Consider the following 18,032-nt stretch of genomic DNA (forward strand, 5'->3'; position numbering starts at 1 on the left):
GGTACGTATGGGAAGAACTGAAAATGCGGAATTCACTGTGCTGTGCCTGATAGAGGATGGCAGCAGGGTGCTTTTGCAGGACAGGGTAAAAGCTGACTGGAAAGGCTACACTCTCCCCGGGGGACACGTTGAAAAAGGCGAGTCCTTTGTGGATGCGGTGATTCGCGAGATGAAAGAGGAAACGGGACTTGATATCTTTGAACCGAAACTTGTAGGTGTCAAGCAGTTCCCGATAGACGGCGGAAGGTACATCGTTATGCTGTACAAGGCTACAAAGTTCTCGGGCGAGGTGGTATCCTCGGAAGAGGGCAGAATGGAGTGGGTAGAGTACAGCAGGCTTTCCGAGATAAGCACCGTCGCTGACTTTGAAGAACTTCTGGAAGTGATGAATTCGGATAAGCTTTCGGAGTTTCGGTACATAATCGAGGACGGCGAATGGAAAGCGCTTATCGGATAATACAGGCAAGTAAACTATAACCGAAAGGGGTTTGTAATAATGGGATTTTTTGAAAAACTGAAAAACGGTCTGAGAAAGACAAAGGAATCGATGATGGGCAGGATAGAAAGACTGCTCCATGCATTTACAAAGATAGACGAGGACCTGTTCGAGGAACTGGAAGAAACACTGATACTCTCTGATATCGGTGTCAATACCTCGGTGAAGATATGCGACAGGGTGCGCGATTATGTAAAGCAGAAGGGTATCACCGACCCTGCTATGATAAAGGATATCCTGAAAGAAGTTATAGCAGAGATGCTGGGCGAGGAACAGCCCCTTGATATGTCAACAGTACCTTCCGTTATACTGGTCATCGGCGTTAACGGCGTAGGCAAGACCACTACTATCGGCAAGCTGGCTAATCAGCTGAAAAACCAGGGCAAGCACGTTATCGTGGCAGCAGCTGATACTTTCCGTGCAGCAGCTATCGATCAGCTGGAGGTATGGACAGAACGTGCAGGTGTTGAGCTTATCAAGCACAAGGAGGGTTCCGATCCTGCTGCGGTAGTATTCGATGCACTGACAGCTGCAAAGGCAAGACAGGCTGACGTTGTTATCTGTGATACCGCAGGACGTCTTCACAACAAGAAGAACCTTATGAAAGAGCTGGAAAAGATCTCACGTATAGTACATCAGCAGGCTGAGGGCTGTGCGCTGGAAGTTCTTCTGGCACTGGATGCTACCACAGGACAGAACGCAGTAAATCAGGCACAGCAGTTCAACGAGGCTGCTGATATCACAGGCATAATCCTGACAAAGCTGGACGGCACTGCAAAGGGCGGTATCGTGATCACTATCTGCGATGACCTGAAGATACCTGTAAAGCTCGTTACCGTGGGCGAAAAGATAGACGATATACAGCCATTTATAGCAAAGGATTTTGTTGACGCACTGTTTGAATAAATGATACTTATCGATTTTGGTATAATATGCCGTGAACAGAAAAAGCGTTCCTTTCCGCGCAGTATACCCAAAGTGCGGTTTCAGAGCCATATCAGGAGAGAGAACTCCGAGGCCATGTACGATGATTTCTACCATTTTGAAGCTGCCGACAAGCTTACAGGCATATGGTATTTTGCATGGCTTACCGATGATATATTTCTTGAACAGAGTTTCTTCGATATTGCGGATAAAGGCAGTCCGTGGATTTATGCCGTTCCCGAATGGGAAGAAACTGTAAGGGCGATACTTGCGTTTTATCTCAAGGCATCACCGATACACAAGATAGCGGTACTGCCGAGGATACAGGACAGGTCAGCAAACGTGACCCATGCCGAATGTACTCTCGATGAGTTCATGGATAAGCTGAAAGCGGGAGATATCAGGTGGAACGAGCTGTATAACATCGGCGAAAATAATAGAGCGGAAGTGAAATAATGAAACTTGTAATAGCAAGCAACAATAAGGGCAAGATAAGAGAATACAAGCAGATACTCGAACCTCTGGGTTATGAGGTCATGAGCCAGTCCGAGGCAGGGCTGAACCTTGAAGTTGAGGAAACAGGCACTACATTCGCGGAGAATTCAGCGCTGAAAGCAAGGGCGGCTTATGCAGAACTTGGCTGTGCTGTACTGGCAGATGACAGCGGACTTTCGGTTGATGCGCTGAACGGCGAACCGGGAGTATACTCGGCAAGGTACGGCGGCATCGATGACGACAAGGAAAGATGTTTGTATATGCTTAAAAAGATGGAGAACGTTCCCGATGACAAAAGGGGAGCACACTTTGTCTGCACCATACATTTTATAGATACCGACGGCAGCGAGATATGTGTCGAGGGCAGGGTATACGGCAGTATAAACCGTGCGCCAGTGGGCGGAAACGGCTTTGGCTATGACCCTGTGTTCATGTACGAGGGCAGAAGCTTTGCTGAGATACCTGCCGAGGAAAAGAACGGGGTATCACACAGAGCAAATGCGCTGAAACAGCTTGAAGAAAAGCTTAAAGCAAGATGAGATCCAATGAGCTTCCAAATCACGGAAGAGGATATTCGACAGGCTCGATGATATAATGAAAGGAAAAGAATATGATAACAACTAAGCAGAGAGCAGAACTTAAAAGTATAGCAATGAAAATGAAGCCGTCATTCCAGATAGGCAAGGGCGGTCTTAATGATGCGCAGATCGCTCAGATAGACGATTATCTCAGGGTACACGAGATAATAAAGGTAAAGGTGCTGGATAACTCGCTGTACACCGCAAGGGAAGCAGCTGAGGAACTGGCAGAAAAGATCAATGCTGAGGTAGTTCAGGTGATAGGTTCAAATCTGGTGCTTTATAAGCGCAACGAGGAAGATCCTGTTATCAAGTTCAAGAGCAAATGATGGATATAGGCGTATACGGCGGCACTTTCGACCCGATACACAAGGGTCATGCAAGGCTGCTGGAGCTTGCAAAAACTCTGGGCGGACTTGACAAGGTTATAGTCATGCCCGACAGGATACCGCCACACAAACAGCGGGACGATATGGCTTCACCCGAGGACAGGCTTGAAATGTGCAGGCTGACTTTTTCGGGACAGGATGATATCGAAGTCAGCGATTACGAGATACGTCAGGAAGGCAAGAGTTATTCCGTGCTGACGCTCAGGCATCTGAAAAAGATGTATCCCCGGGACAGGCTGTGGTTCATAATGGGCAGTGATATGCTGACAAGCTTTACACAGTGGTACTGCTATGAGGAGATACTCACACTGGCAGGGCTGATATGTCTGACTAGGTACAGCGGTGACAGTGATGAGCTTGAAGCGGCGGCAGAAGAACTTCGCGCAAAAGGCGGAGAGATAAAGATACTTCCCGCCGAAGCTTTTGAGGTCTCCAGTTCACAGCTGAGAAAGCTTATCGCTCAGGGTGATGACTGCAAGGAGTATCTTGACAGCAGGGTGAGAAAGTATATAAACAGCAAAGGTCTTTACAGAAAGCGTGAGGGGTAAAATTGAAAGAATCCAAGCAGATAGGGATATACAAAAAGTATCTCAGGGAGCATTTATCGAAAAAGCGGTACACCCATTCGCTGAATGTGGCATTTTCCGCAGTGGAGCTTGCCAAAAAGTATGGCGGAGATACCGACAAGGCATACACGGCAGGACTTCTGCACGATATTGCAAAGGAACTTCCCGCTGATGAACAGCTTGAACTTGTGATGGCTTCGGCGCTGGATGTCAGCGAGATAGAAACAAAAGCAGCCCCGCTTTTCCACGCGATAGCGGGAGCGGAACTGATACAGAAGCTTTTCGATATACACGATGAAGAGATAATACTTGCGATACGCAGGCATACCGTGGCAGCAGGGAACATGAGCAAGCTGGATGTTATAATATATCTTGCCGACTTGATATCCGCTGACAGGGATTACAAGGACGTTAACCGTATGCGCAAGCTGGCTGACAAGAGCCTTGAACGCGCCATGTGCGAAGCGCTGAGGTTTTCCATATCGGATTCCGTCAGCAAGGGCAACACTATTCCCACAGCCACCCTTGACGCATACAACGAGTACATAAAGTACAAGAAGTGATCTATAATTCATAATTATTTGTCAAATACGAGGACTTGCTGCATGGAACACAAATTGACAATGGCAGGAAGTCGTGATATAATAAAGTTCAAAACAAACCGAAATCAGGAGGAATAACATGGCAGAGTTAACAACCGAGCAGAAACTCGAAATTGCAGTCAAGGCGCTGGATTCAAAGCGCGGAGAAGATATACAGGCGATAGGCATAGGCGACCTTACGATACTTGCAGACTACTTCATCATAGCAAACGGCGGTTCTACCGTGCAGACAAAGGCTATGGCTGAAGAAGTTGAGTTCAAGCTCTCTCAGCAGGGCATCGAGCCTCATCATACCGAGGGCTACGGTCCCAACAACTGGATAGTGCTGGATTACCGCGATATCGTGGTACACGTTTTCAACAAGGAAACACGCGACCAGTACAAGCTGGAAAGACTCTGGACAGACGGCAAAGAGGTAGATATCTCCAAGTTCATCACAAAGGAGTCCTAACGCCGGCTTTACATTTTAGGAAAACTATGCTATAATAGTAAACGGATTTTTTGCTTCATTGGAAGCATATACTAAAATTAAGGAAGATGAATCAATATGAGCAATTACGATTTCAGTGCCATTGAAAAGAAATGGCAGAAGTACTGGGAAGAGCATGAAACTTTCAAGACTGATGTATGGGATTTCAGCAAGCCTAAGTTCTATGCGCTGGATATGTTCCCTTATCCTTCGGGCGTGGGTCTTCATGCTGGTCACCCGGAGGGCTATACCGCTACTGATATAGTATCGCGTATGAAGCGTATGCAGGGCTTCAACGTACTGCACCCAATGGGTTATGACTCCTTCGGTCTGCCCGCAGAGCAGTATGCTGTAAATACAGGCAATCACCCCAACGGCTTCACTCAGGAGAATATCAAGACTTTCTCCAAGCAGCTGAAGGAGCTGGGTTTTGACTATGACTGGTCTAAGATGCTTGCGACCTCTGACCCTGCTTTTTATAAGTGGACACAGTGGATATTCAAGCAGCTGTATCTTGACGGCTATGCTAAGTATATAGATATGCCCGTAAACTGGTGCGAGGAACTGGGTACAGTTCTTTCCAACGATGAAGTTATCGACGGCAAATCCGAGCGCGGCGGTTTCCCTGTTGTAAGAAAGAACATGAAGCAGTGGGTAATCGACCAGCCTGCTTTCGCTGAAAAGCTGCTGGAAGGTCTTGACGAGATCGACTGGCCCGAGTCTACAAAGAGTATGCAGCGCAACTGGATAGGCAAATCCACAGGTGTTGAGGTAGAGTTCGATATCGTCGGCGGCGGAAAGTTCTCCATATTCACCACTTGTATCGAGACCATCTACGGTATCACTTTCATGGTACTGGCTCCCGATGGCGAGATAACCGAGAGACTTCTTGACAGAGTACAGAACCGCGAGGAAGTTCAGGCTTATATCGACGAGACCAAGAAGAAAAACGATATGGATCGTACCGAACTCAACAAGACAAAGTCGGGCTGCGAGCTGAAGGGCGTTACTTGTATAAACCCTGTTAACGGCAAAGAAGTTCGTATGTTCATCGGCGATTTCGTACTTGCAAGCTACGGCACTGGTGCGGTAATGGCAGTGCCAAGCCACGATCAGCGTGACTTTGAGTATGCTGTTGCTCACAACATAGATATGATACAGGTAATTGACGGCAAGGACGGTCACATTGACGTTTCCGAAGCTGCTATGGAAAAGGGCGAGTATCTCGGCAAGGGCTACAAGCTGATAAATTCCGAGGAGTTCACAGGTCTTACCGTTGAGGAAGCCAAGGAAGCTATCACCGTTAAGCTGGAAAAGATGGGCAGAGCTAAGCGCACTGTTAACTATCATTTCCGTGAGTGGATATTTGCACGTCAGAGATACTGGGGCGAGCCTGTACCTGTGGTACACACCGAGAACGGCATTCACGTACTTGATGATGAAGAGCTGCCTCTGGTACTGCCCGAGCTTGATGACTACAAGGGCAAGAACGGCAAGGCTCCTCTTGAAAATGCAACAGAGTGGAAGCAGTACGACCGCAACGGCGTAAATGGCGTTAGAGAAACATCTACTATGCCCGGAAGCGCAGGTTCAAGCTGGTACTTCCTGAGATATATCGACCCCAAAAATGATAAGCAGTTCGCAGACCCCGAGCTTCTGAAGCACTGGATGCCTGTTGACCTCTATATCGGCGGACCTGAGCATACCGTAGGTCACCTGATATATTCACGTATCTGGAACAGATACCTTTATGATAAGGGTCTTGCACCTACCAAGGAGCCTTTCAAGAAGCTGGTTCATCAGGGTATGATACTGGGTTCAAACGGCATAAAGATGGGCAAGCGTTTCCCTGAGTTCGTTGTAAATCCTTCGGATATCATCAGAGATTTCGGTGCTGATACACTGAGACTTTACGAGATGTTCATGGGACCTCTGGAAGTCTCCAAGCCTTGGAGCCAGAGCGGTGTTGAGGGCGCAAAGAAGTTCCTCAACCGTGTATGGAATTTCTTCACTGAGGACAAGAACCTCACCGACGATAACGACGGCGCACTCACAAAGGTATACCACCAGACTGTTAAGAAAGTCACCGACGATTTCGAGACACTGGCATTCAACACAGCTATCGCACAGATGATGATATTCGTCAATGCAGTATACAAGAACGGCACCTGCCCCAGAGAGTATGCTGAGGGTCTTATCAAGATGCTTTCCTGCATTTCGCCCCACATCGGTGAAGAGATCTGGAGCATCATGGGTCATAATGATACCATCGCATTCGAGAAGTGGCCTACCTACGACGAGGCACAGCTGATAGAGGATACCGTTGAGATAGTCGTACAGGTCAACGGCAAGATCAAGGCTAAGCTGAACATCGCCAAGGACGAGGATAAGGAAAGCGTTCTCGCAAAGGCTAAGGCTGATGAAGCAGTTGCTAAGGTCATGGAAGGCAAGAACGTTGTCAAGGAGATAGTCGTTCCCAACAAGCTGGTTAACATCGTAGTTAAATAAGTACAATTCAGGCAGATGCTTCGGTTGAGGCATCTTCCTGTTGATGTATGCTCGTTTTCGTGAAAATTAAGGATAATGTGCAGAACCTGTTAGAAATATATTATGATTGTACAGCATACAGACATTGAAGAACAAAACAGCGTCACAGCGAGGTATACTATGACCTTCTGAATCAATTCGATTTTATGTGAGTCGTGTATTTTATTGTCAAAATAACCAAATTATGAACGAAAATATTTTCAGATAATTTTTAAATTTTTCTTCAATGCTATTGACTTTTCAGGCAAAATATAGTATAATTTATCTTGTAATTATTTCGGCTGCAAGGTTCTCGCATATCTTAGACAGAGAAAGCGTAAAGCGTTTAAGTTTGCACTAGCAGACCTTCACTATCACCCTTGCGGTGTGCGGGAGCGGTCGGAGGATTACCTCTGTCATAGGTGGCAAAGGGAGGGAAACATTTTGGCAGAAATTCGTGTTGGCAAGAACGAAACTCTGGATACCGCTCTTAAGCGTTTTAAGAGATCATGCGCAAGAGACGGCGTTATCGCTGAGGTCCGTAAGAGAGAACACTACGAAAAGCCTTCGGTAAAGCGTAAGAAGAAGTCCGAAGCTGCTCGTAAGCGCAAGTATTGATAATGACATCAGGAAGCGGATACATAATGTGTCCGCTTTTTTGCTGTTCAAAATTAAACCGAGCTTTAGCTGTCATATACACTAACACCTGTTCCCGAGCCTTGCGAGAGTTACCTGTATTGCAATGTACAGGGCGAGGGAAACGATGCCCCGGGCTAGGGGGCTTGAAATATATAAATTTGTATGATATAATATATTTAACCAAATACGTCGGAGGAAATGAAATGCGCATAAAAAATGTCAGGATATATACGATGGACGATAATGACCGCGTGATAGATAATGGTTTTGTCACAGTTGAAAACGGCATTATCACAGCGGTGGAAGAGGGAAGTCCCTCGGAGTGCGGTGAGGATGATATCGACGGCAGAGGAATGACCCTTTACCCGGGATTCATCGATGCACATACCCACATGGGTCTGACTTCGGCAGGCGTTGGCATCGAGGGTGAAGACCTGAACGAGGAATTCGACCCCTGCACACCTCAGCTGCGGATTATCGACGGTATAAACCCCATAGACCACAGCTTTGAGATGGCAAGGCAGGCGGGCATCACCTGCGTTATAGTATCTCCCGGGTCAACAAACCCCATAGCGGGCAGTATAGCCGCTGTAAAGACAGCAGGCAAGCGCATAGATAAAATGGTCGTCAAGACCGTGGGCATGAAACTGGCGCTGGGTGAAAATCCCAAGCTGACTTATATGGATCACGAGCAGTCCCCCGCAACCAGAATGGCTGTGGCAAGCATTATCAGGGATAATCTTTATAAGGCGCAGAGATATATGCAGGATATCGAGCAGGCTGAGAGCGAAAGCGACCTGCCCGACTATGACAGCGCTATGGAAGCTCTTCTTCCTCTGCTTAGACGTGAGATAAAGGCGCATTTCCACTGCCACCGCGCAGATGATATCTTCACCGCGGTCAGGATAGCAAATGAGTTTGACCTTGACTACACCCTTATCCATTGTACCGATGGTCACATCATAGCGGAAGAACTTGCTGATGAAAAGGTCAGCTGTGTTGTGGGACCTGTGATATGCGACAGATGCAAGCCCGAAATGGCAGGACTTACTCCAGCAAATGCGGCTGTGCTTAAAAGCCATGGTCTTGAAGTTGCGGTATGCACCGATCATTCGGAAGTACCTATAGAGTATCTGCCCATATCGGTGGGTATCTGCATAAAGCATGGTCTCAGCTTTTATGACGGTCTCAGATCCGTGACCTGCACACCCGCAAAGATCGCGGGGATATTCGACAGAACAGGTTCTGTCGAAGTTGGAAAAGATGCCGATCTGGTACTTTTTGAGGGCAACCCATTCGAGGTAATGAGCAGTCCCGTCCTTGTGATGATAGGCGGAAAAACAGTGGGGAGGGATAAGGTCTGATGGGCAAGCTTTATGTTGTGGGAACTCCCATAGGCAATCTTGGGGATATGACATTCCGTGCAGTTGAGACCCTTAAAAATGTGGATTTCATCTGTGCCGAGGATACCCGTGTCACTCTTAAACTGCTGAACCATTTTGAGATAAAAAAACAGCTGATATGCTATCAGGAACATAATGCCGCAAAGGCTGGCGAGCAGATACTCGCAAGGCTGATAGGCGGAGAGAATGCCGCTATCGTCACCGATGCGGGTATGCCCTGTATATCCGACCCCGGTGAGAAGCTGGTGAAGCTTTGCGCCGAGAATGATATCAAAGTCGAGGTAGTTCCGGGACCATCGGCGGTAATATCCGCACTGGCAATAAGCGGACTGAATACATCAAGGTTCAGGTTCGAGGGCTTTCTCTCGGTAAACAAGCGCCAGAGATTCGATCACTTAGCCCAGGTGCGTGACGCTGAGGAAACCCTGATATTCTACGAAGCACCCCACAAGCTTCACAAGACCCTGAGAGATATGCTGGATTATTTCGGCGACAGGCGTATATCTCTGTGCCGAGAGCTTACAAAGCTCCACGAGGAAGTGATACGCACAACACTTTCGCAGGCGCTGGAGATGTATCCCGACAATAAAACCGCAAAGGGCGAGTTCGTGCTTGTCATCGAGGGTGCTGCCCCCGAGGATACAGAAGAAGCTGATACAATAGAAAAGGCATATGAGCAGGTGAAGGCTCTTGTGGAAAAGGGCGTGCGCGGCACAGATGCCTGCCGTGAGATAGCGAAGTCAACAGGATTCTCAAAAGGCGAGCTTTATGCTATGCTGGTGGAGGATAATTCCCGATAAGGCAGCAGTGTTCAAAGTTGACTGCCCCCATTCGTACCGCACCTGCGGGTTTTCAGTAAATGTTATTCCCGACTTAGTTAGGAGAGGGTAAAAATGAAAATGAAGATAACTGCACTTGCCGCAGCAGCGGTAATGACATTAGCTACGGCTGTTAGTGGCATCAGCGCAGCCGCTGCGGGTATACCTGCGGCTGAGGACAGCAACAATTTTCTGCTGGACTGCGGAAGCAGGGCAGGCTATGACTATCTGGGCACTATGGAAAACGGCGAAGCCCTGCAGGCAGCCTATGACCGTATGTGCGAAGCCGCTGCAGAGCTATGGTGCAATACCAACAAGACTCTTGACAAAATATCGGTATACCACACCTATGCAGCTATTCCCTACGACGGTCTTGATTATAATACTGTCGGCATAGTCTACCTGACTTTCAGGAACGATTTCCCACTTTATTATTTTACTGATTGTATGATGGTAGGGGATAAGACGAATTTTTATCTGATATCTGACAGCAGCTATGCAAATGGCAGCACAAGGGCTCAGGCTCAGCAGGATATAATGGATTATATCATAAGCGTAGCCGAAAAAGCCGAGGATGCAGGTTCGGATTATGAAAAAGCAAAGATAGTTCATGATGCTATAAATGAAGACCTGGAATTTGCATATGACACATACGGTGAACCCGAACGTGAGGCTTGGGCGCACAATGTTCTGGGTGCCTGTCAGAACGGCAAGGGTGTTTGTGAGTGCTATGCAAGGGTATATCAGGCTGTGCTTAACTATCTTGACATCGACAATTATATCGTTTCGGGCATAGCCGAAGGCGGTGACCACGCATGGAACGCAGTAAGGCTTGATGACGGCAAATGTTATTATGTTGACTGCACCTGGAACGATATGCTGGAGACAGATTTCTACTTTGCAAAGGGCGAAAACACCATGAGCAAAGATCACACAGTCGATGTCCCGACAGATGACCCCATGCGGTTCTTTATTGAGCTCCCCGATATCTCGGATACGGATTATGACGCTTCTGCGATAAAAAAATCGAGAGTAAAGGGTGATGTCAACGGCGATGGGTTTATCAACATTACCGATATCACGATCACCGCTGCCAATATAAAAGGCAAGAAGCTCCTCAGTGAAGAAAACTTTAAGTATGCCGATATGAACGGCGACGGCAAGGTGAATATCACCGACCTTACAAAGATAGCTGCCATTGTCAAAGGCAAGGCAAAATAAAAAGACAGGAGAATAAAGATGAGAAGAAACAAAACGATAGCGATATTCGCGGCAGCGCTCATGCTGGGCAGCTGTTCTGAAACACCCGAAAAAGCAGAAAACAGTTCGGCAGAGGAAAGCACTGCCGAGACAACAGCAGTCACCGCCAAGGCAGATGACACTCCCAGCCCGGCTGAGGATACCACAAGTGATGAGGAAGACACCCTCTATGACTGGACACCCATATCAAAGGCGTATCTTGCAGGCGACCCCTCGGGTCTCGATGAGATGCAGACAGAGATATACAAAAGGGCATCGTATGTTATCGATAAAGTTATCACCGATGATATGGACGATTATGCCAAGGAACTTGCGATACACGATTTTATCGTGCAGAACGTCACCTATGATATAAATATGCTGGGCATATTTGAAGAACACGGCGAACACGCCGCCGACCCCTACGGCGCACTTGTTGACGGCAAATGCATATGCAGCGGATATACCACTACGTTCAATATGTTCATGGATATGCTGGAGATACCCTGCACTTCCACACTTGCGGCTGCTGACGCTAATGAAGCACACGCATGGAACATGGTGCAGATAAACGGTCACTGGTACTATATGGATGTTACCTGGGACGACCCTGTACCGGATAGTAAGGGCAGACCCGAACAGCACAAGTATTTCAACACCTCAAAGGAGGTAATGGCTGACCGTCACCTCTGGGACAGCAGCAGCGACCCTGTCTGCGATACAGATGAGGACAGCTACGCCGCACACGAACTTGTAACAGTTAGTTCCACCGAGGATATAGTTAATGTTATGGAAGCCGCATTTGATAAGCGTTCCATGAATGTGTATATCATTCCCGAAGACCCTGAGGGCTGGTCGCTTGAAGAAGCCGATGATTCGGAGACGTATCTTAATGCCTCGCAGATAGGCGGAGATATGCTCAAAAAAGCACAGAAAGAGTTCTCCAAAAACCACGGCAGCTGTATCTGCCAGTGGCAGCGCATGCAGATAGGCGATAAGGTAGCCGCCGCAGGATATATGTTTGTATTTTGATCGAAATAAGAAAGCCCGTGCGTGATGCACGGGCTTTTTGCTGTCCTGTGTCAGAAGATCATGCTTCTTCCTTGCTGTTTGCAACTTTGATGGAAATAACGTGAGAAAGATTGAGATATACTGATTCTGCGCCTTTTTCAACAACTATCCATTCGTTTGAGATATCTCTCAGCACATAATTGCGGTACTCACCGTCATTGGTGGCAAAGTTGCATTTGACTCCTATAAGCTCTCTGAAAAAATCACTCATGTTACATACCTCCGTTTATTTATTCGGTCCTTCCGACCGTAAGCTACTTGTTCAGCTTTGGCAGAAACGGCTTCTCGCAGGCTCTCTTGAACCTGAAAGGCAGGCTTTCCTCGGGCTTGATGGGAAAAACGAAAAACGAGCGTATACCCTTGAGGTTTGACCCCATTATATCCGTGAATATCTGGTCGCCAACGGCGGCAACCTCGCTTTTTTTCAGCCCCATGCGCTTAATAGCTCTGCTGTACCCGAAAGTAAGGGGCTTTGCGCCCTCGCACTCAAAGTTGATACCCAGCTGCTGTGCAAAGGGTGTAACTCTCGGTGCGTGGTTGTTGGATACTATCATCAGCTTTATGCCGCTCTGCTTCATAAGCTCTATCCAGTCAAGGCTCGACTGCGGCACAACGGGATTGTTGTGGGTAGTCAGTGTGTTGTCAAGGTCGAGCAGAAGCCCTTTTATACCATGCTTTTTAAGAAAATCGGGAGTAATATCCTTCACCTTGTCAAAAACATATGTCGGTTTGAAAAAAAATATCATATATTCACCTTTGCCTTTTATCTTATAAAGTAATTATAGCATATTTTTCGATAAAAGTAAAGCCCTCGCGCGGACACGCGGCTCCCTCACCCGATAAATAGTATTAAAGATGACTTATGTCAGGTTCGGGGTCATACTTGATGAAGAAATAATTGCATACGCTGTGTTTGAAGTTAGTTGCGATACGGTTAATCCTCCACGCTGTATTCAAAATTCTCCCACCTGAGCACCATGCCTTCGTCTGTCTCATCGGGCAGAAGTGCCATCGCAACGAGGATATCCTCGCCTGTTTCGGTGTTTGTAAGATGAGCGTAATCGCCGTCTATCCTTGCAACTTTGTAAATTATAGGTCCCATAGTTTATTCTCCTTATCCGAATGCTGTGTTGCCCTCGCCGACTATCTCGGTGAGTTCGTTCATTATCCTGTCGTTTATTCGTATCCTGCGGGCGCCTTTTATGGCGGTTCGGCGGTTCAGGTCTGAAAAATAGACCGTCAGCCCGGTGCCGCTCTCGCTGGCGTATTTGTGTGCCGCCGCGCTCAATGCTTCAAGTCGGGGCTTGTCCCTTGAATCCAGTCGCAGACATATCCCCATGCCCAGCGCTTGTGTTACGAATCTTTCGCCTGTTTCCACAAGGTCAGCCATAATCTTCGGGGGTTCGTCGTCTTTCACCGATACCTTGCCCCTTACGTGGAGGACTGCGTTCTCGCTTATCAGTTTGCCTGTAGCCATGTATACTTTCGGGAATACCACCATCTCGATCTCGCCTGACTTGTCCTCACAGGCGGCAAAGCACATCATATCGCCTTTTTTGGTGGCGAAAGCGCGTTTCTTTGTCACCATGACGAGTATATCAGCCGTTTTGCCCTCGCCGCTCAGTCCTGCGTCAAGTATAGTCCTTACCGCCGTGAAGCCCGCCGCTTTTGCAAAAGGCTCGCAGGGGTCTATGGGGTGGGCTGAAAGATACATTCCCAGCGCTTCATGCTCGAAAGCGAGAAGTTCTTCCGATGAAAACTCCTCTGCATCAATGAGTGGCTTTTCAAGATCTCCACCGCCTGAACCGCTGCTGAAAAAGTCCAGCTGACCTTCAAGTCTGTCGTTTGCCGACCTGCTGAGGTCGCCAAGTATCACGCCGCAGTTTATCAGCTTTTCATGCCTGTTCAGCGGCAGAGAATCCATCGCCCCCGCTTTTATCAGGGCTTCGGCTGTTTTGGTGTGGATATCCCTGCCCTGCATACGTCGGCAGAAATCCTGTAGACTGACAAATTCGCCGCTGAGGGAACGCTCTCTTATTATCGAAGCTATCGAATTGCTTCCAAGCCCCTTTATCCCCAGAAGTCCGAAGCGTATGGAATCGCCCTCGCCCCTGAAACCGCCGAAGCTCTTGTTGATATCCGGGGGGAGCACAGCCACGCCCCGCTTTTTAACGGCTGAGATGTATCCGTAAAGCTTTTCCGTACTTTCGTTGATAGCGTCCGTCATCAGCGCCGAGAAATATTCCTTGAAAAAGTGGCATTTAAGATAAGCTGTTCTGTAAGCTACAGTAGCGTATGCCGCCGCATGGGATTTGTTGAATGCGTAACTGGCAAAGCTTGTCATCTCATCGAATATCTCGTTGGCTGTCTTTTCGGGTACGCCGTTGGCTACCGCACCGCAGACATCATCATCGCCCCACACGAAAGCCTTGCGCTCGTTTTCAAGCACATCAGCCTTTTTCTTCGACATGGCACGCCTTACAAGGTCAGCCCTTGCGAATGAGTACCCCGCCAGTGAGCGGAATATCTGCATTACCTGCTCCTGATAGACTATACAGCCGTAGGTGACTTCAAGTATCGGGCGGAGCATGGGGTGCTTGTAGGTCACGAGTTTTGGGTCGTGGCGGCAGCGGATATAGTTCGGTATGGAATCCATAGGTCCTGGACGGTACAGCGAAAGCACCGCGATAAGGTCTTCTATACCCGATGGGCGAAGCTTCATTATAGTTGCCGTCATTCCGCCTGATTCAAACTGAAAAACACCCTCTGTCTCGCCGCGGGAGAGCATTTCGTAGACTGCCTTGTCGTCCAGCGGGATATGCTCGATATCAAAGTCGGGGTGAGTCTTTTTTATCTCGTCACAGCAGTGCTTGATTATAGTAAGGTTGCTCAGCCCCAGAAAATCTATTTTCAAAAGCCCCAGCCGTTCAAGCACCGTCATGGTGTACTGGGTGGAAACTGCACCGTCGCGGGCATACAGCGGCACATAGAAGTCAACAGGCTCTTTTGTGATAACAACGCCTGCCGCATGGGTGGAAACGTTCCTCGGCATACCCTCTATTAGTATGGCTGTATCGATTATTTTCCTGAGCTTCATATCGCTGTTGTACATATCTCTCAGCTCGGGTATCTTTTCCACCGAAACACTCAGCGCCATTGAGCGTGGAGCGGCTTTTGCCAGTTTGTCACCTGTGGCATAGGGCTCGCCCATAGTCCTTGCAACATCGCGGAGTGCCTGCTTTGCACCAAGTGTGCCGAAAGTCGCTATTTGTGCAACGTGGTCAGCACCGTATTTTTCAACAACGTAATCAATGACTCTCTGCCTGCCCTCAACGCAGAAGTCGATATCAAAGTCGGGCATGGTAACTCTTTCGGGGTTTAGGAAACGTTCAAACAGCAGGTCATATTTAAGCGGGTCGATATCGGTGATGCCGATGCAGTAGGCGCAAAGGCTTCCCGCGCCCGAACCTCTGCCGGGACCAACAGGGATATCGTGGCTTTTGGCGTAGTTTATGAAATCCCATACTATTAGATAGTAGTCTGTGTAGCCCATGCCGTTTATGACCGAAAGCTCGTATTCCATGCGTTCAAGAGCTTCTTTTGAGGGCTCGGCGTAACGCCTGTAAAGTCCCTCGCGGCACATATTGCGGAGATACTCTGCGTTGTCTTTTACTCCCTCAATGCCGAAGTAAGGCAGAACAGTGCTTCCGAAGTTTATCTCCACAGTGCACCTTTCGGCTATGCGGACAGTGTTCAGCATAGCTTCGGGCTGTGCGGGGAAAAGTTCAGCCATCTCGTCGGCTGACTTTACGAAGAATTCATCGCTTGGAAAGGATATGGCAGGGTCATCGGTGGTGGTGGCAGTGGATATACACATCAGCACCTGCTGTGCCTGAGAATCCTCACGCCGCAGATAGTGACAGTCATTTGTAAGGCAGAGGGGTATGCCTGTTTCATCTGCAAGCCGTATCAGCGATGGCATGACCCTTTGCTCGGCAGGGTCGCGGTGTTTTTGTATCTCGATGAAGTAGTTATTTTCACCGAAAATATCGCGGTAGAGTTTGGCAGTTTCCACAGCGCCCTTGTAATTGCCGTTGGTTATCTTACGTGCAAGTTCGCCTGCTATGCACCCCGAAAGGCATATCAGACCGTCGTGGTACTTTCTCAGCAGTTCAAGGTCGATTCGCGGACGGCTGTAAAAGCCCTCTGTATAGCCAAGGGATACCAGCTTTATCAGATTGCGGTAGCCTGTTTCGTTTTCGCACAGCAGTATCAGGTGATAGGGCTTGCCATCTCGGGAATCCCTGTCCACGCGGCTGCCCTGTGCCACGTATACCTCGCAGCCAAGTATGGGCTTTATCCCCGCGGCTTTCATGGTATTATAGAATTCTATCTCAGCGAACATATTGCCGTGGTCGGTAACTGCGCAGGCAGTCTGACCTATCTCTTTGAGACGTGCGGCAAGTCTGTCGATACGGCAGGCGCCGTCCAGCAGCGAATATTCACTGTGCAGATGAAGATGAACGAAATCGGGCAAGGGAAGTCCTCCTTTGGTCTGGCTGTTCGGTCAAAGACAAGAAGAGCGCCGAACAAAACTCAGCCGCCGTGTGATGCGGCAGTATATCTTTTATATTATAGCACATTTGTCCGCATTTGCCAATAGGGTATACGTTATTTGGTAAAAAGCGCATAAAACCGATTTTTACTTCTTGGTGTCTTTACATTTGTTTAAAAATATGTTATAATGACTGTATATGACAATACTTATCTTATACTGTCGGAAATACGTCGGTATTATATGGGAGAAAAAAGTCTATGATGATAATGAATTCATTGTGTGCGCTTGCACTTGGGTTTTCGCTGGATATGATACTGGGTGACCCAAATAACAGTTTTTATCCTGCCGAGCTTGTCAGGCGCATGGTGAAAAAGCTGGAGATCATACTGAAAAATGCTTATCTCGACTCACCTGATGCACAGAATATGGCGGGTATAATGTTTGTGGTAATGACCCTGTTGATATGCATGGGTACAAGTCTGGCATTTTTGCTGCTTTGCTACAAGCTGAATGTGATAGTTGGTATCATTGCCGAGGGTCTGCTTTGCTGGGTGTCTATATCGGGCAAGGCGATGAGACGTGGGCTGATGGGTGTTTTCCGCTCGTTAAGAACAAACAATGCCGATGGTGCCCGCAGACATCTAAGGAATATCACCGACCGCGATGTTGAAAGCATGGATGCTTCCGAATGTGCTAAATGTGCTGTGGAAACGGCTTCCGAAAATGCAGTGGATATGATTGTAGGTCCCATGTTCTGGGCTTGCCTTTTCGGCGGACCCGGGGCGGTTTTCTGCAGAGTTGTCAACATCATGGACAATACTGTTGGCTTCAGAGACAAGGAACATCTGCACTTCGGACGTGTGGCTGCAAAGCTTGATGATATCGTGATGTTCATACCCGCAAGGCTTGCGGCAGCATTTATGCGCTGGGACGCAGCTTTCCTAAGGCTGGACAAGAAAAATGCTCAGGAGATATATCTCAGAGACAAAAAGCGTTCCCTCAGCCCAAATTCGGGCTGTACTATGGCAGTAGCCGCAGGTGCGCTGGATATCCAGCTTGGCGGTGACGAGATAAGAAACGGGGTGCTGACAAGACGTCAGCGCATAGGCGATGCACTTCACCCAATTTCCGCAGGTGATGTGTTCTGGGTAAATCAGCTTGTGACAGGCGCAGGCGCAGCAGCTATGCTTTTTGCCGCTGTTATGCGTGTAGCGGCATATATTCTGACGACCCAGCTGATAAAGTAAAAATTTATATCC

At 48.1% G+C, this 18,032-nt stretch carries 19 protein-coding genes; 15 read left to right on the plus strand and 4 right to left on the minus strand.

Features of this window, described 5'->3' with window-relative positions; translation table 11 throughout:
- Positions 1-7: 7 nt before the first annotated feature.
- The 14 genes from BM265_RS11465 to BM265_RS11530 all read left to right on the plus strand — a co-directional run bounded on the left by BM265_RS11465 (position 8) and on the right by BM265_RS11530 (position 12,176).
- Positions 8-457, plus strand: coding sequence for an 8-oxo-dGTP diphosphatase (locus BM265_RS11465; RefSeq protein WP_074961930.1), 450 nt, complete (start codon positions 8-10; stop codon positions 455-457).
- 39 nt (positions 458-496) lie between these two features.
- Positions 497-1,402, plus strand: a complete 906-nt coding sequence (ftsY, locus tag BM265_RS11470) for a signal recognition particle-docking protein FtsY (protein WP_074961932.1) — start codon at positions 497-499, stop codon at positions 1,400-1,402.
- Complete coding sequence (locus tag BM265_RS11475; RefSeq protein WP_074961933.1) at positions 1,403-1,876, plus strand: hypothetical protein; 474 nt, start codon at positions 1,403-1,405, stop codon at positions 1,874-1,876.
- Entirely contained in the window at positions 1,876-2,454 is a 579-nt protein-coding gene (gene rdgB / locus BM265_RS11480; protein ID WP_081358438.1) for an RdgB/HAM1 family non-canonical purine NTP pyrophosphatase, read from the plus strand. The genes BM265_RS11475 and rdgB overlap by 1 nt, the downstream gene beginning before the upstream one ends.
- Positions 2,455-2,525: 71 nt before the next feature.
- A complete protein-coding gene (gene yhbY, locus BM265_RS11485) occupies positions 2,526-2,822 on the plus strand; it encodes a ribosome assembly RNA-binding protein YhbY (RefSeq protein WP_074961937.1) in 297 nt (98 codons plus the stop codon).
- Entirely contained in the window at positions 2,819-3,430 is a 612-nt protein-coding gene (gene nadD / locus BM265_RS11490) for a nicotinate (nicotinamide) nucleotide adenylyltransferase (RefSeq protein ID WP_242940830.1), read from the plus strand. Before yhbY ends, nadD begins: the two co-directional genes overlap by 4 nt.
- Positions 3,431-3,432: 2 nt before the next feature.
- On the plus strand, positions 3,433-4,011 hold the full coding sequence (yqeK, locus tag BM265_RS11495) for a bis(5'-nucleosyl)-tetraphosphatase (symmetrical) YqeK (RefSeq protein WP_074961939.1): 579 nt from the start codon (positions 3,433-3,435) through the stop codon (positions 4,009-4,011).
- Positions 4,012-4,129: 118 nt separating this feature from the next.
- Complete coding sequence (gene rsfS, locus BM265_RS11500; RefSeq protein WP_074961941.1) at positions 4,130-4,501, plus strand: ribosome silencing factor; 372 nt, start codon at positions 4,130-4,132, stop codon at positions 4,499-4,501.
- A 96-nt stretch (positions 4,502-4,597) separates the two neighbouring features.
- The gene (gene leuS, locus BM265_RS11505; RefSeq protein WP_074961943.1) at positions 4,598-7,027 is read left to right on the plus strand and encodes a leucine--tRNA ligase; all 2,430 of its coding nucleotides are present in this window, start codon (positions 4,598-4,600) and stop codon (positions 7,025-7,027) included.
- A gap of 462 nt (positions 7,028-7,489) precedes the next feature.
- Complete coding sequence (gene rpsU / locus BM265_RS11510) at positions 7,490-7,663, plus strand: 30S ribosomal protein S21 (protein ID WP_002847085.1); 174 nt, start codon at positions 7,490-7,492, stop codon at positions 7,661-7,663.
- A 224-nt stretch (positions 7,664-7,887) separates the two neighbouring features.
- Positions 7,888-9,048, plus strand: a complete 1,161-nt coding sequence (locus BM265_RS11515; RefSeq protein WP_074961945.1) for an amidohydrolase — start codon at positions 7,888-7,890, stop codon at positions 9,046-9,048.
- Positions 9,048-9,887, plus strand: a complete 840-nt coding sequence (gene rsmI / locus BM265_RS11520) for a 16S rRNA (cytidine(1402)-2'-O)-methyltransferase (protein ID WP_170844243.1) — start codon at positions 9,048-9,050, stop codon at positions 9,885-9,887. Before BM265_RS11515 ends, rsmI begins: the two co-directional genes overlap by 1 nt.
- A 93-nt stretch (positions 9,888-9,980) precedes the next feature.
- Positions 9,981-11,126: a dockerin type I repeat-containing protein gene (locus BM265_RS11525; protein ID WP_074961947.1), complete on the plus strand. Its 1,146-nt coding sequence runs from the start codon at positions 9,981-9,983 to the stop codon at positions 11,124-11,126.
- A gap of 18 nt (positions 11,127-11,144) precedes the next feature.
- Positions 11,145-12,176 (plus strand): transglutaminase domain-containing protein, encoded by a 1,032-nt coding sequence (locus tag BM265_RS11530; RefSeq protein WP_074961949.1) that lies wholly within the window; start codon positions 11,145-11,147, stop codon positions 12,174-12,176.
- Between the two features lie 58 nt (positions 12,177-12,234).
- On the opposite strand, the gene BM265_RS11535 is transcribed toward BM265_RS11530, so the two are convergent.
- The 4 genes from BM265_RS11535 to BM265_RS11545 form a co-directional block, all read right to left on the minus strand.
- Positions 12,235-12,426: a hypothetical protein gene (locus BM265_RS11535; protein WP_074961951.1), complete on the minus strand. Its 192-nt coding sequence runs from the start codon at positions 12,424-12,426 to the stop codon at positions 12,235-12,237.
- A 43-nt stretch (positions 12,427-12,469) separates the two neighbouring features.
- A complete protein-coding gene (locus BM265_RS11540; protein ID WP_074961953.1) occupies positions 12,470-12,961 on the minus strand; it encodes a YqeG family HAD IIIA-type phosphatase in 492 nt (163 codons plus the stop codon).
- 188 nt (positions 12,962-13,149) lie between these two features.
- The gene (locus BM265_RS20095) at positions 13,150-13,317 is read right to left on the minus strand and encodes a hypothetical protein (RefSeq protein ID WP_177219583.1); all 168 of its coding nucleotides are present in this window, start codon (positions 13,315-13,317) and stop codon (positions 13,150-13,152) included.
- A 12-nt stretch (positions 13,318-13,329) separates the two neighbouring features.
- Positions 13,330-16,752: a DNA polymerase III subunit alpha gene (locus BM265_RS11545; protein ID WP_074961955.1), complete on the minus strand. Its 3,423-nt coding sequence runs from the start codon at positions 16,750-16,752 to the stop codon at positions 13,330-13,332.
- Positions 16,753-17,030: 278 nt separating this feature from the next.
- Here BM265_RS11545 and cbiB point away from each other — a divergent pair, with 278 nt between their 5' ends.
- Positions 17,031-18,020 carry an adenosylcobinamide-phosphate synthase CbiB gene (cbiB, locus tag BM265_RS11550; protein ID WP_074961957.1) on the plus strand — a complete coding sequence of 330 codons (990 nt, stop codon included), beginning with the start codon at positions 17,031-17,033 and terminating at the stop codon, positions 18,018-18,020.
- Positions 18,021-18,032 lie beyond the last annotated feature (12 nt).

The sequence above is a fragment of the Hominimerdicola alba genome (genome assembly GCF_900112155.1).
Lineage (GTDB): Bacteria > Bacillota > Clostridia > Oscillospirales > Ruminococcaceae > Hominimerdicola > Hominimerdicola alba_D.